The organism is Leucobacter komagatae (assembly GCF_006716085.1).
GTDB lineage: Bacteria > Actinomycetota > Actinomycetes > Actinomycetales > Microbacteriaceae > Leucobacter > Leucobacter komagatae.
Genome location: NZ_VFON01000001.1, coordinates 565,339 through 585,097, shown reverse-complemented (window position 1 = coordinate 585,097; position 19,759 = coordinate 565,339). Strand labels below are relative to the sequence as shown.

At 66.9% G+C, this 19,759-nt stretch carries 17 protein-coding genes; 10 read left to right on the top strand and 7 right to left on the bottom strand.

What is annotated here, in order from left to right:
- Window positions 1-19 precede the first annotated feature (19 nt).
- Window positions 20-1,408, bottom strand: coding sequence for a septation protein SepH (gene sepH / locus FB468_RS02655; RefSeq protein WP_141885974.1), 1,389 nt, complete (start codon window positions 1,406-1,408; stop codon window positions 20-22).
- Window positions 1,409-1,596: 188 nt separating this feature from the next.
- On the opposite strand from sepH, the gene FB468_RS02650 reads away from it, so the two are divergent.
- The gene (locus FB468_RS02650; protein WP_141885973.1) at window positions 1,597-1,890 is read left to right on the top strand and encodes a DUF4193 domain-containing protein; all 294 of its coding nucleotides are present in this window, start codon (window positions 1,597-1,599) and stop codon (window positions 1,888-1,890) included.
- A gap of 31 nt (window positions 1,891-1,921) precedes the next feature.
- Here the strand turns inward: FB468_RS02650 and FB468_RS02645 are convergent, their stop codons facing one another.
- Window positions 1,922-2,386, bottom strand: a complete 465-nt coding sequence (locus FB468_RS02645; protein WP_141885972.1) for a DUF3093 domain-containing protein — start codon at window positions 2,384-2,386, stop codon at window positions 1,922-1,924.
- Window positions 2,387-2,491: 105 nt separating this feature from the next.
- Between FB468_RS02645 and dut the strand changes: the two genes are divergently transcribed.
- The 6 genes from dut to dxs all read left to right on the top strand — a co-directional run bounded on the left by dut (window position 2,492) and on the right by dxs (window position 9,681).
- Window positions 2,492-2,938 (top strand): dUTP diphosphatase, encoded by a 447-nt coding sequence (dut, locus tag FB468_RS02640; RefSeq protein ID WP_141885971.1) that lies wholly within the window; start codon window positions 2,492-2,494, stop codon window positions 2,936-2,938.
- A gap of 42 nt (window positions 2,939-2,980) precedes the next feature.
- Window positions 2,981-3,667 (top strand): DUF3710 domain-containing protein, encoded by a 687-nt coding sequence (locus FB468_RS02635; protein WP_141885970.1) that lies wholly within the window; start codon window positions 2,981-2,983, stop codon window positions 3,665-3,667.
- Window positions 3,664-4,452, top strand: a complete 789-nt coding sequence (locus FB468_RS02630; RefSeq protein WP_141885969.1) for a DUF3159 domain-containing protein — start codon at window positions 3,664-3,666, stop codon at window positions 4,450-4,452. Before FB468_RS02635 ends, FB468_RS02630 begins: the two co-directional genes overlap by 4 nt.
- A 63-nt stretch (window positions 4,453-4,515) precedes the next feature.
- Entirely contained in the window at window positions 4,516-7,185 is a 2,670-nt protein-coding gene (gene acnA / locus FB468_RS02625; protein ID WP_141885968.1) for an aconitate hydratase AcnA, read from the top strand.
- Between the two features lie 166 nt (window positions 7,186-7,351).
- The gene (locus tag FB468_RS02620; RefSeq protein ID WP_141885967.1) at window positions 7,352-7,651 is read left to right on the top strand and encodes a hypothetical protein; all 300 of its coding nucleotides are present in this window, start codon (window positions 7,352-7,354) and stop codon (window positions 7,649-7,651) included.
- A 98-nt stretch (window positions 7,652-7,749) separates the two neighbouring features.
- The gene (dxs, locus tag FB468_RS02615; protein ID WP_141885966.1) at window positions 7,750-9,681 is read left to right on the top strand and encodes a 1-deoxy-D-xylulose-5-phosphate synthase; all 1,932 of its coding nucleotides are present in this window, start codon (window positions 7,750-7,752) and stop codon (window positions 9,679-9,681) included.
- 264 nt (window positions 9,682-9,945) lie between these two features.
- Here dxs and FB468_RS02610 read toward each other — a convergent pair whose 3' ends face one another.
- The 4 genes from FB468_RS02610 to FB468_RS02595 all read right to left on the bottom strand — a co-directional run bounded on the left by FB468_RS02610 (window position 9,946) and on the right by FB468_RS02595 (window position 15,189).
- On the bottom strand, window positions 9,946-12,081 hold the full coding sequence (locus FB468_RS02610; RefSeq protein ID WP_141885965.1) for a 3-hydroxyacyl-CoA dehydrogenase NAD-binding domain-containing protein: 2,136 nt from the start codon (window positions 12,079-12,081) through the stop codon (window positions 9,946-9,948).
- A 4-nt stretch (window positions 12,082-12,085) separates the two neighbouring features.
- Complete coding sequence (locus FB468_RS02605; RefSeq protein ID WP_425460804.1) at window positions 12,086-13,279, bottom strand: thiolase family protein; 1,194 nt, start codon at window positions 13,277-13,279, stop codon at window positions 12,086-12,088.
- Window positions 13,280-13,405: 126 nt separating this feature from the next.
- Window positions 13,406-14,572: an HRDC domain-containing protein gene (locus FB468_RS02600; RefSeq protein WP_246055710.1), complete on the bottom strand. Its 1,167-nt coding sequence runs from the start codon at window positions 14,570-14,572 to the stop codon at window positions 13,406-13,408.
- A 2-nt stretch (window positions 14,573-14,574) separates the two neighbouring features.
- Complete coding sequence (locus tag FB468_RS02595; protein WP_141885963.1) at window positions 14,575-15,189, bottom strand: DUF3000 domain-containing protein; 615 nt, start codon at window positions 15,187-15,189, stop codon at window positions 14,575-14,577.
- Window positions 15,190-15,275: 86 nt separating this feature from the next.
- Between FB468_RS02595 and FB468_RS02590 the strand changes: the two genes are divergently transcribed.
- The 3 genes from FB468_RS02590 to FB468_RS17215 are packed head-to-tail and all read left to right on the top strand — an operon-like array spanning window position 15,276 to window position 18,190.
- On the top strand, window positions 15,276-16,487 hold the full coding sequence (locus tag FB468_RS02590) for an alpha/beta hydrolase family protein (protein ID WP_141885962.1): 1,212 nt from the start codon (window positions 15,276-15,278) through the stop codon (window positions 16,485-16,487).
- A gap of 10 nt (window positions 16,488-16,497) precedes the next feature.
- Window positions 16,498-17,562: a cell division protein ZapE gene (gene zapE / locus FB468_RS02585; RefSeq protein WP_141885961.1), complete on the top strand. Its 1,065-nt coding sequence runs from the start codon at window positions 16,498-16,500 to the stop codon at window positions 17,560-17,562.
- Between the two features lies 1 nt (window position 17,563).
- Window positions 17,564-18,190 carry a type II toxin-antitoxin system PemK/MazF family toxin gene (locus FB468_RS17215; RefSeq protein ID WP_141885960.1) on the top strand — a complete coding sequence of 209 codons (627 nt, stop codon included), beginning with the start codon at window positions 17,564-17,566 and terminating at the stop codon, window positions 18,188-18,190.
- A gap of 101 nt (window positions 18,191-18,291) precedes the next feature.
- Here FB468_RS17215 and FB468_RS02575 read toward each other — a convergent pair whose 3' ends face one another.
- On the bottom strand, window positions 18,292-19,683 hold the full coding sequence (locus FB468_RS02575; protein WP_211359066.1) for an MDR family MFS transporter: 1,392 nt from the start codon (window positions 19,681-19,683) through the stop codon (window positions 18,292-18,294).
- Window positions 19,684-19,759: the final 76 nt, after the last annotated feature.

The following is a 19,759-nucleotide window of genomic DNA, read 5'->3' as shown; positions in this document are numbered from 1 at the left end:
CTGCTCCCGGGCCGCGTTGCTAGGCCGGATCGTCGTCGCTGCGGGTGCCGAAGAGGATATCGTCCCAGCTCGGGATCGACGACCGGCCGCGCTTCGAGCCGCGGCCCTCGCGACCACCGCTCTGACCGCGGTCCCCACGCTGAGCCTGGGACGGCGCTGCGTCGGTTGCGTCGCTTGCAGATGAATCCGCGCCGGGCTCCGTTCCGTCACCGGCCTCAGGCATTGGGTCCGCCATAGGCGCGGGCGGGACTGCGCGGAGCTGGGCGGTGTCGGCGCTGTCACCTTCGCCCGTGCCTGCGCCGGAGCCGCTCTCGCGTGTGGCATTCGTGGGCGCGGGATCCTCATCGCCGGAAACGCCGGACACCCCGGCAGTTCCCCAGATATTCGCGGCAGCGCCGCGCCGCGTGCTCGGCGCGCGTGGCGGGAGGCCGAGCACCTCAAGCGGCGAGGGGTCTGCGGAGTCATCGCCCGCGGCCCCCTGATTCTGCTCGGCAAGCGACTCCGCGGCTTCGCGGGACCGTTCGCCGCGGCGGCGGCGCAGTGCATCGAGCAGGTCGGCGGTCTGGCTGAGGTCGTGCCCGTCGTCGTCGGTCGTCTTGACGGCGAGGTGATCGATCTCGCGCCGGCGCTCATACTCGGCGTCAGCATTGATGGGCTCTTCGCCCGCTGAGTCTGCCACCGCGGCGTTACCGGGAGTGTCGGCCGCGGGAAGCGGTTCAACTTCCTGGGTCGGCGCGAGGAGGCCGTCGGGGTCAAACGGCGCGGGTTCGGGCTTCGCCGCCCGCTCCGGTTCGTCAGCGTCCACGGCGCGAAGCTTCGGGATGAGCCTGTCGCCGATCTCGCCGACCTTCGACAGGTTCGTGGCGTCCGGGGTGAGCGGGCTCAGCACGCGCTTCTTGTGGTCAAAACTCCAGACGGCGTCGTGATCGCCGTCGCGGGAGTCGAACGCGAGGCCAACAAGCCAGCCCGCCTCTTCGTCGCGCCACGAGCGCCACTCGCTGTTGACGTTTCCGAGGCCGACGAGCCGCTCGGCGATGACCTGCCCGAAGCGCTGCTCGTCGTCGTTCGCGGAGGGCGAACCGTTCGTACCGGTGGGATCGGTACGAACGACCACGGCGTGCGCGAGGTCGAGCATGTATCGCTTCTCGGCCCGGACGGGCTCCTCGAACCGCTCGACATCCGCCTCTTCGAGGCCAGTCTCCGCAGCGACCTCGGCCCGGCTCTTGCCGGCGCGGAGCAGCGCCTGAATCTCTCGGGGGCGCACCCGGACCGCGCTCGCGGCGCGAGGCAGGGCAAGCCGCACCTCCTGCGCGACCGACTCGTCGATCGCCAACCGGTATTCCTCGCCGAGCTCGTTCGCGAGGATGAGTGAGCCGTCTTCGCGCCGTACTACGCGCAGTTCATCCATTGCAGATCCCTTCGGTGTTCGCTCAAGAGTGCCACAGCTTCCCGATTGAAACGCGGATTGAACCGGGCGAGTGGGGGATAGTTCGGTGCTCTCCGATCGCTCTCAGCAATATTGGTTTGCGTTCGAACGATCTATCGGGCAGACTATGGCCGCTCCCAAAGCCAGCCGCGACGAAAAGCAGGAGAAACATGGCAACCGATTACGACGCACCGCGCAAGAACGACGACGAAACCGCTGAGTCGATTGAAGCGCTCAAGGAGCGTGGGCCTTCCAAGGGGCCGTCGTCGCTCGACTCGGAAGACGCTGACAACCCCAGCTTCGATCTCGGCGGGTCAGACCTCTCCGATGTTGAACTTGACGTCGTCGTTCTGCCGCAGCAGGCGGACGAGTTCACCTGCGTGAACTGCTTCCTCGTTCGTCACCGCTCACAGCTGTCGCGCGAGATCGACCTCGGCCCGATCTGCGTGGAGTGCGACGCCTAAGCGCTCTGCTCGGGCCCAGCTCCCGCCGAGACTAAGCGCTCTGCTTGCTAGCCGCTAGCGCCTCTTTGAGGGCTAGCGGCTTTCGGCTTGTAATGACCCAGTACGGGGTCGGGTCGCTCTCGTCGGTGATTTCGACCTGCACGCCCCGGTGGATCCAGCCGCGGACGACCATGTAGCTGCGCGCGTCGGCGCCGGGGCCGATCACGTTTCTCAGCGCATCCTGCCCCAGGGGGGTGACCTCACCCACAAACTTGAGCGGGATTGTGGCACGGCCCGCCCGCAGCTCACCGTTCTCGACCGCGATGACCGGGCTGAGCGCGACGAAGATCAGCGCAACGAGCACGTACAGGCCGATGGCAACGGGGATAGCAGCTCCCTTGTTGATGGGTGTCATCACGAGGGCCGTCGCGGGGATGAGGAGCAGCCAGGCGCCAAAGAACCCGATTCCCGGGAGAAGGCGTTCGCGGTAGGTTGCTGCCGGAGTAGTTGCGGTCATAGCCCCATTATCTCGCCAATCTGACGTGCTTGCTGAGCGCCACCTCCGTGGCGGGTTTCCGTGGGGGACGCGCGCGTTCTGCGGCCGATCCGATAGCCTGTGGGCGTGACTGATGTAGTACGCGTTCCTATCGTTGCGGAGCGACCCCCGCTGTATGCCCACGCCGACGACGCCGGCGCAGACCTGTGCGCCGCTGAGGCAGTGACGCTTGCCCCCGGCGAGCGTGCCCTCATTGGCACGGGCGTATCGATCGCCCTGCCGGAGGGGTACGCCGCCTTCGTGGTGCCGCGTAGCGGCCTCGCTGCGAAGCACGGGATCACCGTGGTGAACTCACCGGGAACCGTCGACGCTGGCTATCGCGGCGAGATTAAGGTGACGCTGCTCAACACCGACCAGCGCGCGAGCTTCGATGTCGCGGTTGGTGACCGGATCGCCCAGGTGATTGTCATGCCGGTGACCCGCGCGATCTTCGAGCCGGTCGACGAGCTTCCCGCGGACTCGGTGCGCGGTGCAAACGGATTCGGATCAACGGGCGTGAGTGGCGCCGCCTAACCGCGCGCCGCAGCCCCGCCCAGGAACGAGGAGACTGAAACAATGAACGAAGACGCAACCAACGAGGCCGCTGAGTCGGCCGAGGCCACCACCACCGAAGCCGACGCCGCCGCTGAGGCTGTCGACGCGGTCGATACGAGCAAGTCTGCGCCGGAAGACCGCGCAACGGCTGGCCCGTTCGACTTCTCGGAGGTGCCCGCGATGCGCCCCTACGTCGATCTCGGCGGCATCAAGATCGCCCCACGCGAGGGGCTCCAGATGCGCCTCGAGGTTGACGAGCGCGCGAAGCGCGTCGTCGCGGTCTCCCTCGAGTACGCGGAATCGCTGCTCCAGGTGCAGGCGTTCTCGGCGCCGAAATCGAGCGGCATGTGGCACCAGATCCGGCGCGACCTCACCACTCAGCTCGCAGCTCAGGGCGCTGAGGTAGTTGAAGAGGACGGCGCGCTCGGCGCCGAGCTTCTCACCGCAACCCAGGTACCCGCCGAGCAGGGCGGCGGCACCCGCGCAGCGCGCTTCATCGGCGTCGACGGGCCGCGCTGGATCCTGCGCGGGATCCTCATGGGCAAGGCGGCGGTCGATGCGGCCGCGCGCGAGGAACTCATCGAGCTCTTCCGCGAGATCGTCGTCGTGCGCGGCGACCTCCCGATGCCTCCCGGCGATCTTCTCCCGCTGAAGGTGCCCGCCGGCGTGCAGCCAGGCGCGCAGCCCACCGGACCGGCGGGCGAGTGACCGCGACCCCGCGCGAGCCACACGAGGCAGAGGGGGCCGAGCAGGATCCCTCGCCGCAGGCAAGCGGTGCCGCCAAGCTCCCGGCGCTGAATGGCGGCATTGCGCGCGCGGTTCGCGCGGGCGGATCGGGTGAGGATCTCACCGCGGCCGGCGTCCTTGATGCGATCGGTGGCGTGCGTGGCGTTGTCGAAGCGATCGTTCCAAGCCTGCTGTTCGTCGTGCTCTTTGTCGCGACAAAGGATGCTCGGCTCTCCGCGCTCGTTCCGGGCGGCCTCGCGCTCGTCATGGTGATTGCCCGGCTCGTGCGGCGCGAAACGATCGTGTCGGCACTGTCGGGCGTGCTCGGCGTTGGCGTTGCTGTCATCATCACCCTCATCACGGGGCGCGGCGTCGACTACTTCCTTTCGGGCTTCATCGTGAATACGGTGTGGGCGGCCGGGCTGCTCATTTCGATTCTGGTGGGGTGGCCCGCGGTCGGGCTGCTTATCGGCATGCTCGACGGCGACATGCGCGGGTGGCGGCGGACACCCAAAGTTCGCCGAACCGCCCTCTGGCTCACCGTGATGTGGCTTGCGCTCTTCGTTGCGCGCCTCGCAGTGCAACTGCCGATGTACCTCGCAGAGCGTGTCGAGGCCCTCGGCGTCGCGAGAATCGTGATGGGGGTGCCGCTGTTTGCCGTCATCATCGTCGTAACGTGGTTCGTCGTGCAGCGCCTCCAATCTTCATCAGATGATTCGAGCGGCGAAAAGGGCGTAATCTCGGGGGAGAACACCCCGTCGGAGTGACAGCGGAGGTCGCCGTGAGGGTGTAGGATTTATCTTGACATCGAGAGACTTTGGAGGAACCTCATGGCATCGATCAACAGCTTCGGCGCACGCGACACGCTTGCCGTCGGAGACAAGAACTACGAAATCTTTAAGATTTCTGAGGTCGCCGGCAGCGCGCGACTTCCTTACAGCTTGAAGGTTCTCCTCGAGAACCTGCTCCGCACCGAGGACGGCGCGAACGTCACCTCGAAGCACATCGAGGCGCTCGGTGGTTGGGATCCGTCGGCAGAGCCCGACACCGAAATCCAGTTCACCCCGGCTCGCGTCATCATGCAGGACTTCACCGGCGTTCCCTGCATCGTCGACCTCGCGACCATGCGCGAGGCCGTCACCGACCTCGGTGGCAACCCCGACAAGATCAACCCGCTCGCTCCCGCCGAGCTCGTGATTGACCACTCGGTCATCTCGGACTCGTACGGCAACAAGGAAGCGTTCGCGAAGAACGTGGCCATGGAGTACGAGCGCAACGGCGAGCGCTACCAGTTCCTCCGCTGGGGCCAGGGCGCGTTCGACGACTTCAAGGTCGTCCCCCCGGGGACCGGCATCGTGCACCAGGTGAACATCGAGCACCTCGCTCGCGTGACCTTCACGCGCGACGTTGACGGCGTCACCCAGGCGTACCCCGACACCGCCGTTGGTACCGACTCGCACACCACCATGCAGAACGGCCTCGGCGTGCTCGGCTGGGGCGTTGGCGGCATCGAGGCCGAGGCAGCAATGCTCGGCCAGCCGATCTCCATGCTCATCCCGCGTGTCGTCGGCTTCAAGCTCTCGGGCAAGATCCCCGCTGGCGTGACCGCGACGGACGTCGTGCTCACCATCACCCAGCAGCTGCGCCAGCACGGCGTCGTCGGCAAGTTCGTCGAGTTCTACGGCGAGGGCGTTGGCTCGGTGCCGCTCGCAAACCGCGCGACCATCGGCAACATGAGCCCCGAGTTCGGCTCGACCGCTGCAATGTTCCCCGTCGACGAGGTCACCCTCGACTACATGCGCCTCACCGGCCGCTCGGACGAGCAGGTTGAGCTCGTCAAGGCGTACTCGCAGGCGCAGGGCCTGTGGCACGACCCGGCGAACGAGCCCGTGTTCTCGGAGTACCTCGAGCTTGACCTCAGCACCGTCGTGTCGTCGATCGCCGGCCCGAAGCGTCCCCAGGACCGCATCGAGCTCTCCGCTGCGAAGACTCAGTTCGAGACCGACCTGAAGAACTACACCGAGGCATCGAATCCCGCCAAGGTGAAGGACGACAAGGGCCGCGAGTTCGAGCTCGACCACGGCGCAGTGACGCTCGCGTCCATCACGTCGTGCACGAACACCTCGAACCCATCGGTGATGCTCGCCGCCGGCGTGCTCGCACGCAACGCCGTCGCGAAGGGCCTCCAGGCGAAGCCGTGGGTCAAGACCACGCTCGCGCCGGGCTCGAAGGTCGTCACCGACTACTACGAGAAGTCGGGCCTGCGCTCCGACCTCGAGGCGCTCGGCTTCTACCTCGTCGGCTATGGCTGCATGACCTGCATCGGTAACTCCGGCCCCCTGAACGACGAGATCTCGCAGGCAGTGAACGACAACGACCTCGCTGTGACCGCGGTGCTCTCGGGTAACCGTAACTTCGAGGGTCGCATCAACCCGGATATCAAGATGAACTACCTCGCGAGCCCCCCGCTCGTCGTTGCGTACTCGCTTGCCGGCACGATGGACTTCGACTTCGAGAACGAGTCGCTCGGGCAGGACTCCGAGGGCAACGACGTGTTCCTTCGCGACATCTGGCCCGACCCGACCGAGGTGCAGAAGATCGCCGACGCGTCGATCGACTCCGACATGTTCCGCGAGAAGTACGCAACCGTCTTCGACGGCGACGAGCACTGGACGGCGCTGCCGACCCCCGAGGGTAACACCTTCGCGTGGGACGACAAGTCGACCTACGTTCGCAAGGCACCGTACTTCGACGGCATGGAGCTCACGCCCGCGCCCGTCGTTGACATCACCGGCGCACGCGTCCTTGCGAAGCTTGGCGACTCGGTCACGACCGACCACATCAGCCCCGCAGGTAGCTTCCGCGCCGAGACCCCGGCCGGTAAGTACCTCGTCGAAAACGGCATCGCGGTTCGCGACTTCAACACCTACGGCTCGCGCCGCGGTAACCACGAGGTCATGATTCGCGGCACGTTCGCGAACATCCGCCTCCGCAACCAGCTCCTCGACAACGTCGAGGGTGGCTTCACGCGTGACTTCACGCAGGAGGGCGGCCCGCAGTCGTACATCTACGACGCGTCGCAGAACTACCAGGCAGCCGGGACCCCGCTCGTCGTCCTCGGCGGCAAGGAGTACGGCTCGGGCTCGTCGCGCGACTGGGCGGCGAAGGGCACCAGCCTCCTCGGCGTCAAGGCGGTCATCACCGAGAGCTTCGAGCGTATTCACCGCTCGAACCTCATCGGCATGGGCGTGCTGCCGCTGCAGTTCCCGGTCGGCAAGAGCGCTGACTCGCTCGGCCTCGACGGCACCGAGACGTTCGACATCACCGGTGTCGCGCAGCTCAACGAGGGCGTCACCCCGAAGACCGTGAGCGTCAAGGCAACTAAGGAAGACGGCTCGGTCGTCGAGTTCGACGCTGTCGTTCGTATCGACACCCCGGGTGAGGCGGACTACTACCGCAACGGCGGCATCCTGCAGTACGTGCTGCGTTCGCTCGTCTAAGCACCGGCACCGGGTTCCCTGAGCCCGTTCGCTACCGGAGGACCCCGCGCCTATTGGCGCGGGGTCCTCCGCGTTGTTGGCGCGTCGGTCGGCCGATCCTCAGATCTCGAACAAATTGCAGGGTTGCTAGCGTAAGAGCACGGGCAGAGACACGAAGGAGCATCACATGAGCGCCAGAGCCGACCTCGCGCAACGGATCATCAGCCAGCAGTTCCGCACCTCCAAGTACTCGGGGAGGTACGACCTTGGCGATGTCGATGCCTTCCTCGACGATCTCGCGCAGCAGGTAGGGGCCGGTGTGCCCGGGGACGAGCTTGCCCGCGCGGCGGTGCAGTCTCGATTCAAGGTGATGGCCTGGTTCCGTGTCGGTTACCTCGTCGATGACGTGGACGACTTCATCGACGAACTGGTGCAACAATTGCGGAGCCTTCCTGAGGCTAGCCCGCACAGAGACGACCAGCCATAGCGGCCGGCCTACATTGCTGCGCCTCGCCCGACCGCGCCAACGCGGCGCGGCACCGCGCCGGTCGGAGACCGTACGGCTTTGTTCAGTAGACTGAGTGGGTGCTTGAGCGAATTACTGGACCCCGAGATCTCGACGCGCTAACCCCCGAGGAGTGCGTGGAGCTCGCGGCTGACATTCGCGAGTTCTTGATCGCCGAGGTCTCGAAGACGGGCGGTCACCTGGGGCCGAACCTGGGCGTCGTTGAGCTCACGATCGCGCTGCACCGCGTGTTTGATTCGCCGAACGACCCCATTGTTTGGGACACCGGTCACCAGAGCTACGTTCACAAGATCCTGACCGGGCGCAAGGACTTCACCGACCTGCGAAAGCGCGGTGGCCTCGCGGGCTACCCGCAGCGGTCCGAAAGCGTCCACGACGTCGTGGAGAGCTCGCATGCTTCGAGCTCGCTGAGTTGGGCAGACGGCATCTCGCGAGCCTTCGCGAGCACCGGAAAGCAGGATCGCCACGTTGTCGCCGTCGTCGGCGATGGCGCGCTCACGGGTGGCATGACCTGGGAAGCGCTCAACAACATCACCGACGACAACGACCGCAATCTCATCATCGTCGTGAACGACAACGGCCGATCCTACGCGCCGACCATCGGCGGCATGGCGCGCTTCTTGAACGGGGTGCGCGTTACCGGGGGATACCGCGACCTGCAGGAGGGGAGCGAGCGGCTCTTCAACAACTTTGGTGCCGCGGGCCGCACCGTGTATCGCGCCGCGCGCGGTGCCCTGCGCGGCTTCGTCTCGCGCGCCTCCGGCAATCAGGATCTGTATGCAAACCTCGACATCAAGTACGTCGGCCCCGTTGACGGGCACGACCTGGCCGCCGTTGAGGTCGCGCTCAAGCAGGCGAAGGGGTACGGCCGTCCGGCCCTCGTGCACGTGATCACGGAGAAGGGTCGCGGCTACGCTCCGGCGGTGAACGACGAGGCAGATCAGTTCCACGCGATCGGTCAGATCAATCCCGACAACGGAGCCCCGCTCAGCGCTTCGTCCGAGCGCGGGTGGACTTCAGTGTTCCGCGAAGAGATCGTCGCACTCGCGCATCAGCACCCGAAGCTCGTCGGTATCACCGGGGCGATGCTCAGGCCCACAGGGCTCGACGGCTTTGCCCAGGCATTCCCGCAGCGCGTGTACGACGTCGGCATCGCTGAGCAGCACGCGGTGACGACTGCAGCTGGTCTTGCCTACGGCGGCCTCCATCCCGTCGTGGCGATCTACGCAACCTTCATGAACCGCGCTTTCGACCAGGTGCTCATGGACGTCGGCCTCCACCGCGCCGGCGTGACGTTTGTGCTTGACCGCGCCGGTATTACCGGGCCTGACGGCGCGAGCCACAACGGTGTGTGGGATCTTGCGATGCTTCAGATCGTGCCAGGCATTCGCATCGCGGCGCCCCGGGACGAAGCAACGCTCCGAGAGACGCTCGGCGAGGCGGTCGTCGTTGAGGACGCACCGACCGTTATCCGCTACCCGAAGGGTTCCGTCGGGGTCCCGCTTCCCGGGCTCTGGCGCACCGAAGACGGCGTCGACGTGCTTTACGCGGGCGAGCAGACCACTGCGCCGGCCGAGGGCCCGCTGGCGGTGTCGGCCGACGTGCTCTTCGTTGCGGTCGGGCCCATGACGCGGACTGCGCTCGATGCGGCGGCGATCCTCGCAGAGCAGGGCATCACCTCGACGGTGATTGACCCGCGCTGGGTGATTCCGGTGATGCGCTCAGTCATTGATCTCGCTGCGACTCACCGACTCGTCGTGAGCATTGAGGACGGGCTGCGCGTTGGCGGCGTTGGCACCACGATCCGGCAGGAGCTCCGTGAGGCCGGCGTCGACACGGCCGTCTCCGAGCTTGGCACCCCCTACGAGTTCTTGGAGCACGCGAGCCGCGACGAGCTGCTCGAGGACGCGGGCCTCACCGCGCCGCAGATCGCCGCCGAAATCGTCGAGCAGGTGCACGGCACTCGGCTGCCTGCGGCTCGGCCCGAGTAGCGCGTCCGTGCTCGCGCGGGCTGATGGCGCGGGCTGCACCGGCACCACCACCCACAACACCCCAAATCTTCCGTTCCACCTCTAATCCTGAGGGTATTTGAGGCCCAACCGAATATTTGGGCGCATGTGGGTGCAAGTGGGTGCGCAGACACCGGTGGCGAGGTGCAACCCGACGCCGCAGACCCGACGCCGTGAACGCAGTTCGCCCCGCCTCCCACCCGTGAGAGGGGGAAGCGGGGCGAACTTTCCGAAGCCGGGAGCGGGCTAGGAGACCGCGGCGATACGGGGGTCGTGGAACGTGCCGCCGAACGCCCGCTCCGACGCTCCGACGCGGTCGAGGTACGGCGTCGCGCCACCCGCCTGGAACGGCCAGCCGGCGCCCAGAATCAGGCCGAGGTCGATGTCCTCGGCGGCGTGCACCACACCCTCGTCGAGCATGATCTTGATCTCGTTCGCGAGCTCGTCTTCAACCCGACGCAGAATCTCCTCGGCGGTCACCGGGGTCTTGCCGAACTTCAGGGCCTTCTTCGCGGCCTTCGAGAGATCCTCGACCTTGCCAAGCTTGTTCTTGACGAGCGGCTCGTCAAGCTCGGCGATCGCGTGCATGTTCGGCGACGCGTAGAAGCGCTCAGGGAACGCCCCGACCATCGTGTCTTGCACGTGCGCGGCGACCTTCCAGCCGACAAGGTCGATCAGTTCGAACGGCCCCATCGGCAGTCCGATGGGCGCGAGCGACTGCTCAACAACGGGGAGCGGAGTGCCCTCATCGAGCGCGCGCGCCGCCTCGCCCATGACCTTCGCGAGCAGGCGGTTCACCACGAAGCCGGGGCGGTCAGCGGTGATAATCGCGCTCTTGCCGAGGTTCTTCGCGATGACCATCGCGGTCGAGAGCGCGCCCTCACCGGTCGCGGGGCTCTTCACGACCTCGATGAGGGGCATGACCGCGACCGGGTTGAAGAAGTGGAACCCAACGAGGCGCTCCGGGTGCTTCAGGTTTGCGCCGATCTGCTCGACCGAGAGCGAGGAGGTGTTCGTCGCGAGGATCGCGTCCTCGGCGATGATCGGCTCGATCTCAGCGAAGACCTGCTGCTTCACCGACAGCTCCTCGAAGACAGCCTCGATGACCCAGTCACAATCAGCGAACAGCGACTTGTCGGTCGTGCCGGTGACGAGCGCCTTCACCTGGTTGGCGTCGTCGCTTGAGAGCCGGCCCTTGCCGTGCATCTTGTCGATCTCGCCGTGAATGTAGGCGACGCCCTTGTCCACGCGCCCCTGGTCGAGGTCGGTGATCACGACGGGCACGCGAAGCTTGCGCGCGAAAAGCAGCGCGAACTGGCTCGCCATGAGGCCAGCGCCGATGATGCCGACCTTCTGTACCTTCTTCGCGAGCTCCTTGTCAGGGGCGCCGGCGGGGCGCTTTGCGCGCTTCTGCACCAGGTCAAAGGCGTAGATCGAGGCGGCGAACTGGTCGCCCGAGATGAGTTCGGCGAGCGCCTCATCCTCGCGAGCGAAACCAGCGGCCACGTCGTTGTCTTTTGCCGCGGCGAGCAGATCGAGCGCCGCGTACGGCGACTTCGCGGCCGTGCCTAGGCGGCCCTTGACGGTGTCGCGCGCGACCTTGATCGCGATCGGCCACTTGGTCATACGCTCGATCTTGCCGGGCTCGTTCGGGCGCTCGACCTTCGTCTTGCCCGTGAGCACACCGTCGGCCCACGCGACCGACTGCTCGAGGAAGCTTGCGGCGCCGAACATCGTGTCGAAGATGCCGAGCTCGAGGGCCTGCTTCGGCTTCAGCATGCGGTTGTTCTGCAGCGGGTTCGAGACGATCACCTTGAGCGCGTTTTCGATGCCGATGAGGTTCGGCAGAAGCGTCGCACCTCCCCAGCCGGGGATGATGCCGAGGAAGACCTCGGGGAACGCGATCGCAGCGGCCGAAGAGTCAACGGTGCGGTAGGTGCAGTTCAACGCGATCTCGAGCGCCCCACCGAGCGCGAGCCCGTTGACGAACGCGAACGAGGGCACGCCGATGGTGCTGAACTTGCCGAGCACGCGGTGGCCGTACTGGCCCATGAGTAGCGCGTTCTCACGGGTCGCGAGCGTCGAGACCTTTGAGAGGTCGGCGCCGGCGGCAAAGATGAACTGCTTGCCGGTGACCGCGACGGCCTGGATCTCGCCGGCCGAGGCCCGGGCCGTGAGCTCGTCGAGCACGCGCTCGAGGCCCTGCAGCGTGCGGGGGCCCAGGGTGTTCGGGCGTGTGTAGTCGCGCCCGTTGTCGAGTGTGATGAGCGCGAGTGTGCCGCCGGAGGGCAGTTTCACGTCGCGAACGTACGACTCGGTCACGACCTCGTCAGCCGAGGCGTCGATGATGGGGGAGAAGTCGATCTTGCTGTAGTCAGTCATGGCGTTACTTGCCCTTCTTGCCGTTGAAGTGTGGGTTCTCCCAAATTTGGGTGCCGCCCTGGCCGAGGCCAACGCACATCGCGGTGACCCCGTAACGCACGTCGGGGCGCTGCTCGAACTGGCGCGCGAGCTGGATCATGAGGCGAACGCCGGTTGCCGCAAGCGGGTGGCCAATGGCGATCGCGCCGCCCCACATGTTGACGCGCGGGTCGTCATCGGCGATCTCAAAGTGATCGAGCAGCGAGAGCACCTGCACGGCGAACGCCTCATTAAGTTCGAACAGGCCGATGTCGTTAATTGACAGGCCCGCCTTCTTGAGGGCCTTCTCGGTTGAGGGGACCGGGCCGAGGCCCATGACCTCGGGCTCGACGCCGGCAAAGGCGAACGAGACGAGGCGCATCTTCGGCTTGAGGCCGAGCTCCTTCGCGGTGTCGCCGCCGGCGAGCAGCGACATCGTCGCGCCATCGGTGAGCGGCGACGCGGTGCCGGCCGTCACGCGACCGTGGGGGCGGAACGGGGTCTTCAGCGTCGCGAGCCCCTCCATCGTCGTCTCGGGGCGGCGCCCCTCGTCTTCGGTTGCCATACCCCAGCCCTGCGCGGACTGGAACGCGACGGGAACGAGGTCTGGCTGAATGTCGCCGCGATCGTACGCCGCCTGCACCTTCTGCTGGCTGAGCATGCCGAAGCGGTCGGAGCGCTCCTTGGTGAGCTGCGGGAAGCGGTCGTGCAGCCGCTCCGCGGTCATGCCCATGTTGAGCGCATCGGGGCTCACCATCTTCTCGGCGACGAAGCGGGGGTTCGGGTCTGCGCCCTCGCCGATCGGGTGACGGCCCATGTGCTCGACGCCGCCTGCGACTGCGAGGTCGTACTGGCCGGCCCCGATAGCAGCGCCCATGAACGACGCCGTCGTCATCGCGCCCGCGCACATGCGGTCGAGCGCAAAGCCCGGGACGGTCTGGGGGAGCCCCGCGAGGATCGCGACTGAGCGGCCGAGGGTCAGACCCTGGTCACCCTGCTGGGTGGTCGCCGCGATGCCCACATCATCAATGCGATCGAGCGGGACGTTGGGGTTTCGTTCCATGAGCCCCTGGAGTGCCTTCACGGCGAGATCATCAGCGCGGGTTCCCGCGTACATGCCCTTTTCCCCAGCGCGCCCGAAGGGGGTGCGAACCCCGTCTACGAACACGACTTCTCTCATTGTGGCCACTTCGCCTCCATCATGTGGTGTGTCGGATGGTCTCATCCTACGAAGTCGCGCTGCGCGGCGCAGGTCTCGTGCGCAGATCGGTTGAAGAGGGTCGGCGAGTGCCGAAGAAAGTTATCGCTACTCTACAAAAACCGTCGAGAGAATTGGTGCCACTAGTGCAAGCTGCCAGGGGCGCGCGCCCAGGTCGGCAAGCCGGTTCGCGACCCCCTCGGGCGAGGGATCAGTGGGTGGCGCCCACGCCAGCTCACGCACGAGAGCGGGGGCGATGAGGTTCTCGGGTGGCATGTGCTGACGCTCCGCCTCGGCCGTAACGACGGCGCGGAGCTCAACGAGGCGGTCAGCGGCCTCGGGGTGTCGCTGCGCCCAGCCGCGGTGGCTCGGGATCGTGCCGGGTTCGCGCTTCTTCGGCCCGGGCAGATCCTCCGTCGTTTTTCCGCGGAGGATCGCCTTCCACCAGCGGTCGAGCTCGGAACGGCTCGCGCGGCCGCGGAAGGTTTTGAGCGAAGCGAGCTCACCCGCCGAGCGCGGGTTCGCAGTTACCGCGGCGATGATCGATGCGTCGGGGAGAAGCCTGCCCGGCGCGACGTCCTTCGACCGCGCGAAGTCGTCACGGGCCGTCCAGAGTTCGCGTGCCATGGCGAGCTGCCGCGGCGCACGCAACCGGTTCCCGCCCGAAAGCTTGCGCCATGGTTCGGTGGCCTTGGGCTTCGGCTCCTTCAGTCTGACGGCCTCAAATTCTTGCTCCGCGAACTGCCGCTTGCCGGCGGCCTCGAGGCGTTCCTCGACCGCGTCACGCAGGTCGGGGAGGAGGGCGACGTCGAGCGCCGCGTATTCGAGCCACGGCTCGGGCAGTGGCCTGGTCGACCAGTCCGAGGCGGAGTGAGCCTTCGCGAGTTCGATGCCGAGCAACTCGTGCGTGACGGCGCCGAGCCCGACGCGCTCCAGCCCGAGGAGGCGTGAGGCGAGTTCGGTGTCGAACAGGCGCTCGGGCACAAGACCAATTTCGGCGAGGCTCGGGAGATCCTGATCTGCGGCGTGCAGCACCCACTCGTCGCCCGTGAGCGCCTGAGCGAGCGGTGAGAAGTCGGTGATCCCGACGGGATCAAAGAGGAATGTGCCGGCGCCCCGACGAAAGACCTGCACGAGGTACGCGCGGTTGCTGTATTTAAAGCCCGATGCGCGCTCGGTGTCAACGCCGAACGGGCCGCTGCCGCCCGCGATGAGGGCGCTCGCGCGCTCCAGCTCCGCATCGTCCGTAACCATTGACCATGCTGCAGGTGTCATATCTATTTTGCCGAGCGTTGCGCTCGAACGCGTTGTTGCGTGAGCGACGCGACCCCTTCTTCGTGTGGAAGCCCCGCGAGGAGGCAGAGCAGTTCTGACCAGGCTTCGATGTGCGAAGCGAAATTCTCACCGAGCGGTGTCCAGGAGGCGCGCAACTCGATCTGGGCGCCATCCCCGCGGGCCTCAAGTGCCCCAAAGCTGCTTGAGAGCACCTTGGTAGCGGTACCCGAGATATAAGTGTACCGAGCCGAGCGGGAATCGAGGGCGTCGGTGAGCCACGACCAGGCGACGTCGGTGATGAACGGGTCAACGCCGATCTCGAGCTCGAGCGGGGCCTGCGCGTAGCAAACGATGCGGAACTCGCCGCCCCACTCTTCCGCCGATGCGGGGTCGTGCATGAGCACGAAACGCCCGGCGCCCGCGGGGGAGTCGAGCACAGACTCAGGATCGGGCGAAGCCCCTTCCCGCACACCGGCCGCGAACGCGGCGGCGTGCGGCGCGATCCGCTCGGGGGGCGCGATCTCACGCACCGCGAGGTCGCTGCGCAGCGTTGCGCGACGCAGCTGCTCGGCTGCGCTGACGAAGACAGCGGGAAGCGCTGTTGAGGGTGTGGACACACCCGAAGACTAGAGTTCTGTGTGTGCCCGGGCGCGCTGCCACGCCGGGGCTTTCGAAATATACGTCGACCAAGAACGGAGCGCGCATGCGGGCGTCGCAGGGAGTTGCCATTGCCGGGGCCGCGGTCTTGGGCGCGGCGGTCGGAGTTGCCGCCGCTTCCGCCGGGGTTTCCGCCTACCTCGCGCGCCTCTCGGTCACCGTCGACCGTGGCCTCGAACGGCCGGTCACCGTGCGGCGGGTGGTTCCGGGTGACGAGCCGCTCGTGTGGCTGACGGGCGAGGGATCGCGCGCGCGCGGACAGCACTCCCTGCTGTTCGACCCGCCGGGAGCCGCCGCTGGGGGCGGCGTCGGAGCGCAACCAACAGGCCACGCCAGGCTCGGCCCGGTCATCGGTAGGAACGGGGCCGACGTGCTCCGTGCGGTGCGGGCAGTCGACAGCGGCGAGCTCGTCGCCGGAGCGCGCGGGCGAATGGTCGGGTGGTGGTACACGAACCCGGAAGAACTCGGGTATCGGGTCGAGGAAACGACGTACGAGACCGAGCTCGGGCCGATGGCTGCTTGGATCGTGCACCCGAAGCGCCCGCGAAAGAAACGCTGGGCGATCCACATGCACGGGCGCGGCGCCTCGCCCGCGGAGACGTTTCGGGGCATCGAGCCCTTTGCTCGTGCGGGCGTGACCAGCATGATCATCACCTACCGGAACGACCGCGGCGCGCCAGCCGGCCTGCACGGCCGCTACGGAATGGGGGTCAGCGAGAGCCGCGACCTTGACGCTGCGATCACTGAGGCGCGGGCCCGCGGGGCCGAGCGCGTCACCCTCATGGGGTGGTCGATGGGCGGCACTGCCTCGCTCGTGTCCGTTGCTCGCGGCGCGCACCGCGACGTCATCGACGGCCTGATCCTTGAGTCTCCGGGGGCGGACTGGGCACAGATACTCCGCGACAAGGCCGCGCAGGTCAAGCTGCCCGGTTGGATCGCAGACGCTGGCATGGCCCTCCTTGCCCGCGGTATCGTGCCGTCGGGAGAAGCCGCGGGAATCGATTTTGAGGGCCTCGCACCCGAGCAGCTCGCGGCGACGCTCGACGTGCCGACGCTCATCCTCGCGAGCCCCGACGACCGGTTCGTCCCGTGGCACGGTTCGCGGGCGATCGCCGAGACGCGCCCCGATCTCGTAGAGCTCGTGAGCATCCCTGGCGCGGGGCACGTGCGGCTCTGGAACGTTGATCCTGAGCGCTGGGAGAGCACCGTACTGCGCTTTGTTGCTGCCCTCCCGAGGCCGGGCTGGCGGGGGCAGTAGACTGATGCGGATGTCTGCTACGCAACCGCACAGTTTCGCCCGTCTCGTCGACCGCAATCCGCGGATCTCGGGGACGGAACTCGTCGCCACACTCACGCCCCCTCCGCAGTTCGCAACGGCGAGCTTTGACTCGTACGTACCCGACGAGAATTATGCCTCGCAGGCGCAAGCGCGCGACCTGCTGCGTGCGTTCGTCTCGCCCAGGGGCGGCAACGCTGCCGCCAAGGGTGGGTTCTTCGGCTTCGGGAGGAAGAAGGCGGAGCCCGCACCGGCCGCTGCGGCGAAGCCCGGCGTCTACCTCGACGGTGGCTTTGGCGTCGGTAAGACGCACCTGCTCGCAGCGAGCTGGCACGCGCAGCAGGGGCGTAAGTACTTCGGCACCTTCATCGAGTACACCGCGCTCGTCGGCGCCCTCGGCTACGCCGGCGCTGTGAGCGTGCTGCAGGGCGCTCAGCTCATCTGCATTGACGAGTTTGAGCTCGATGATCCGGGCGACACGATGCTCATGACCCGCCTGATCGGTGACCTCACCAAGACGGGCTCGAAGTTCATCGCGACCTCGAATACGCCGCCGAATGCGCTCGGCGAGGGCCGCTTTGCGGCCGCCGATTTCATGCGCGAGATCCAGGCAATGTCCGATCGCTTCACGACGATCAGGATCGACGGCGTCGACTACCGTCAGCGTGACCTTGAGGGCGCCGCCGTGACCCTGACCGACGAGGCCTACCAGTTCGCCCTCGCTGACGTCGCTGCCTCGGGCGTGCGCATGACCGACGACGGCTTTGACGAGCTCATCGGGCACCTCGCAACCGTGCACCCGTCGAGCTACATCGGGCTCCTGGACGGGGTTCAGACCATCGGTCTGCGCGGAGTGCACGAGCTCACCGACCAGTCGGCCGCGCTCAGGTTCGTCGCGTTCATCGACAGGGTCTACGACGCCCAGATCCCGATCCGCGCGACCGGGCTGCCGCTCACCGAGATCTTCGGTGGCGGGATGATCGACGGCGGCTACCGCAAGAAGTACCAGCGCTGCCAGTCGCGCCTGAACGCGCTCACCTCGCACGAGGTCGACTAGCGTGTCGAACGAGAGCATCTGGTACCAGGTCGGGGTTGCGCTACGGCGCATCCTCGGGCTGGACAAGCTCGGGGGCTCGGGGAAGAACCAGCGGCCAAGTCAGAGCACCTCGCAGCGCCCCAAGAAGCCCCAGGCGACGCTCAAGCCAGCCCCGAAGCCCTCGGCAAAGCCCTCCGCCGGGGCCGGTGGCCGCGCGTCGGGCGGCTACGACGAGAGCCCCGGACAGTACGGCGCGGGTGCGACCCGCGACGTGCAGGCGAGCGAGTTGCGCGGAGCGAAGCTCGAGTACGCCCCAAGCATGGACGGCGACCCTGACCCCGGTGAGATTGTCTGGACATGGGTGCCGTACGTCGAGAACGACGGCCGTGGCAAAGATCGCCCGGTGCTCATCATCGGGCGCATCGATGCGACCACCGTGTTTGGCTGCTACGTCAGCTCAAAGTATCACCGCGACTTTATTTCGATTGGCAGCGGCGACTGGGATTCGCAGGGCCGCGAGAGCTTCGTCTCGCCCGAGCGCATCCTCCGGGTCACCCATGCGGGCATGCGGCGCGAGGGTGCGACGATCGCGCGGGAGCGCTTCACCGAGGCCGTGCGAGGGGTGCTCGAGTACCACGGGATGAAGTAGGCCGAGCCAGGGCGCCGGTTCGCCAGCACACCGCTGGCAGGCACACCCTGGCTCGCGCTACTACTGAGCTTCTGCGATTCTGAGCTTCTGACGCTTTTGCCCTACCGCCTCGCCTCGGGAGTCCGTCTAGCGTGCCGCGTGACGAACGGAGCGCACCCGACCGCAACGATCATGAGTGAACCGCCGACCGCGAACGCCAACTTCGCTCCTGCGACCTGGGCTGCTGCTTCAGGCGCCTGCGAGAGCGCGGCGCCAAGCGCGAGCGCGCCAACAAGGGCCGCCGTGCCCGCAGCCCCGGCGAGCTGCTGCAGCGTGTTCAAGATCGCGCTGCCATGACCGTAGAGGGGGAGCGGAAGGGAGCTCATCGCGTGCGTCATCATCGGGGTCTGGACGAGCGCCATCCCCGCCGAGAACGTCATGTGCATTGCAACGAGCTGCCCCGTCGTCGTCTCGGCGCTAATCGTGGTGAGCCACCACTGTGAGCCGAGCAGCACGAGCGTGCCGGGTATGACGAGCGGCTTGGGTCCCAGCATGTCGTAGAGCCTGCCCACGACGGGCGCGAGCACACCCTGGGTGATGCCCCCGGGCAGCAGCATGAGCCCGGTCGCGAGCACGCTCATCCCCAGACCCGACTGGGCATAGATCGGGAGAATCACGACGGTGCCGAGCATCACGCCGAACGCCACCGTGAGCACCGTTACCGACAGCGAGAAGTTGCGCTCTCGGAACGGCCGCAGGTCGAGCAGCGGCCCGCGGCCAGCTGCCTGAAGGCGTTTCTGGCGCGAAATAAAGGCAACGAGAGCGACGACGCCGACGGCGAGCGCGACGGGCGGGACGAGGGAGCCTGTGGCGAGGTCTGACGCGGATGAGACCGCGCTGACGATACCGCCAAAGCCGAACAGCGCGAGCACCACGGAGGGTACGTCAAGCGGTGCTCGGTTCCCACCGCCGAGCCTCGGCATGAAGACCAGGCCAAGTCCGAGCGCGATGAGGGCAATCGGCACCATCAACCCGAAGACCCACCGCCACCCGAGCGCCTCGATGACGACGCCTGAGAGCGTCGGGCCGATCGCCGGGCCGACAGAGATCACGATCGAGTTGAGCCCCATCACGGTACCGCGATGCTGCGGTGGCACCAGGGTGAGCGTACTGGTCATGAGCAGTGGCATCACGATGGCGGTGCCGCAGGCCTGCACGACCCGCGCCGCAAGCATCACCCCGAACCCGGGGGCGATCGCGGCAATCGCAGTTCCGGTGAGGAAAAGCAGTAGCGCGACGATGAACAGCGCGCGGATCGAGAACCGGCTGAGGAGATATCCAGTTGTGGGGATCACCACTGCCATGGTGAGGAGGAAGCCCGTGGTCAGCCACTGGATGGTCGTTGCGCCGACGCCGAACTCCGCCATGAGCGGGGGGAGCGCGACACTCAGGACGGTCTCGTTCAGGATCATGACGAAGGCGGAGATCGCGAGGATCGCGATCACGGCGGTCACCGTGCGATTGGTGGGTTGTTCTTGTGGCAGCGGCGTGCCGCCGGTGATAGGGGAATTCACTGAATCGAGTTCGCTT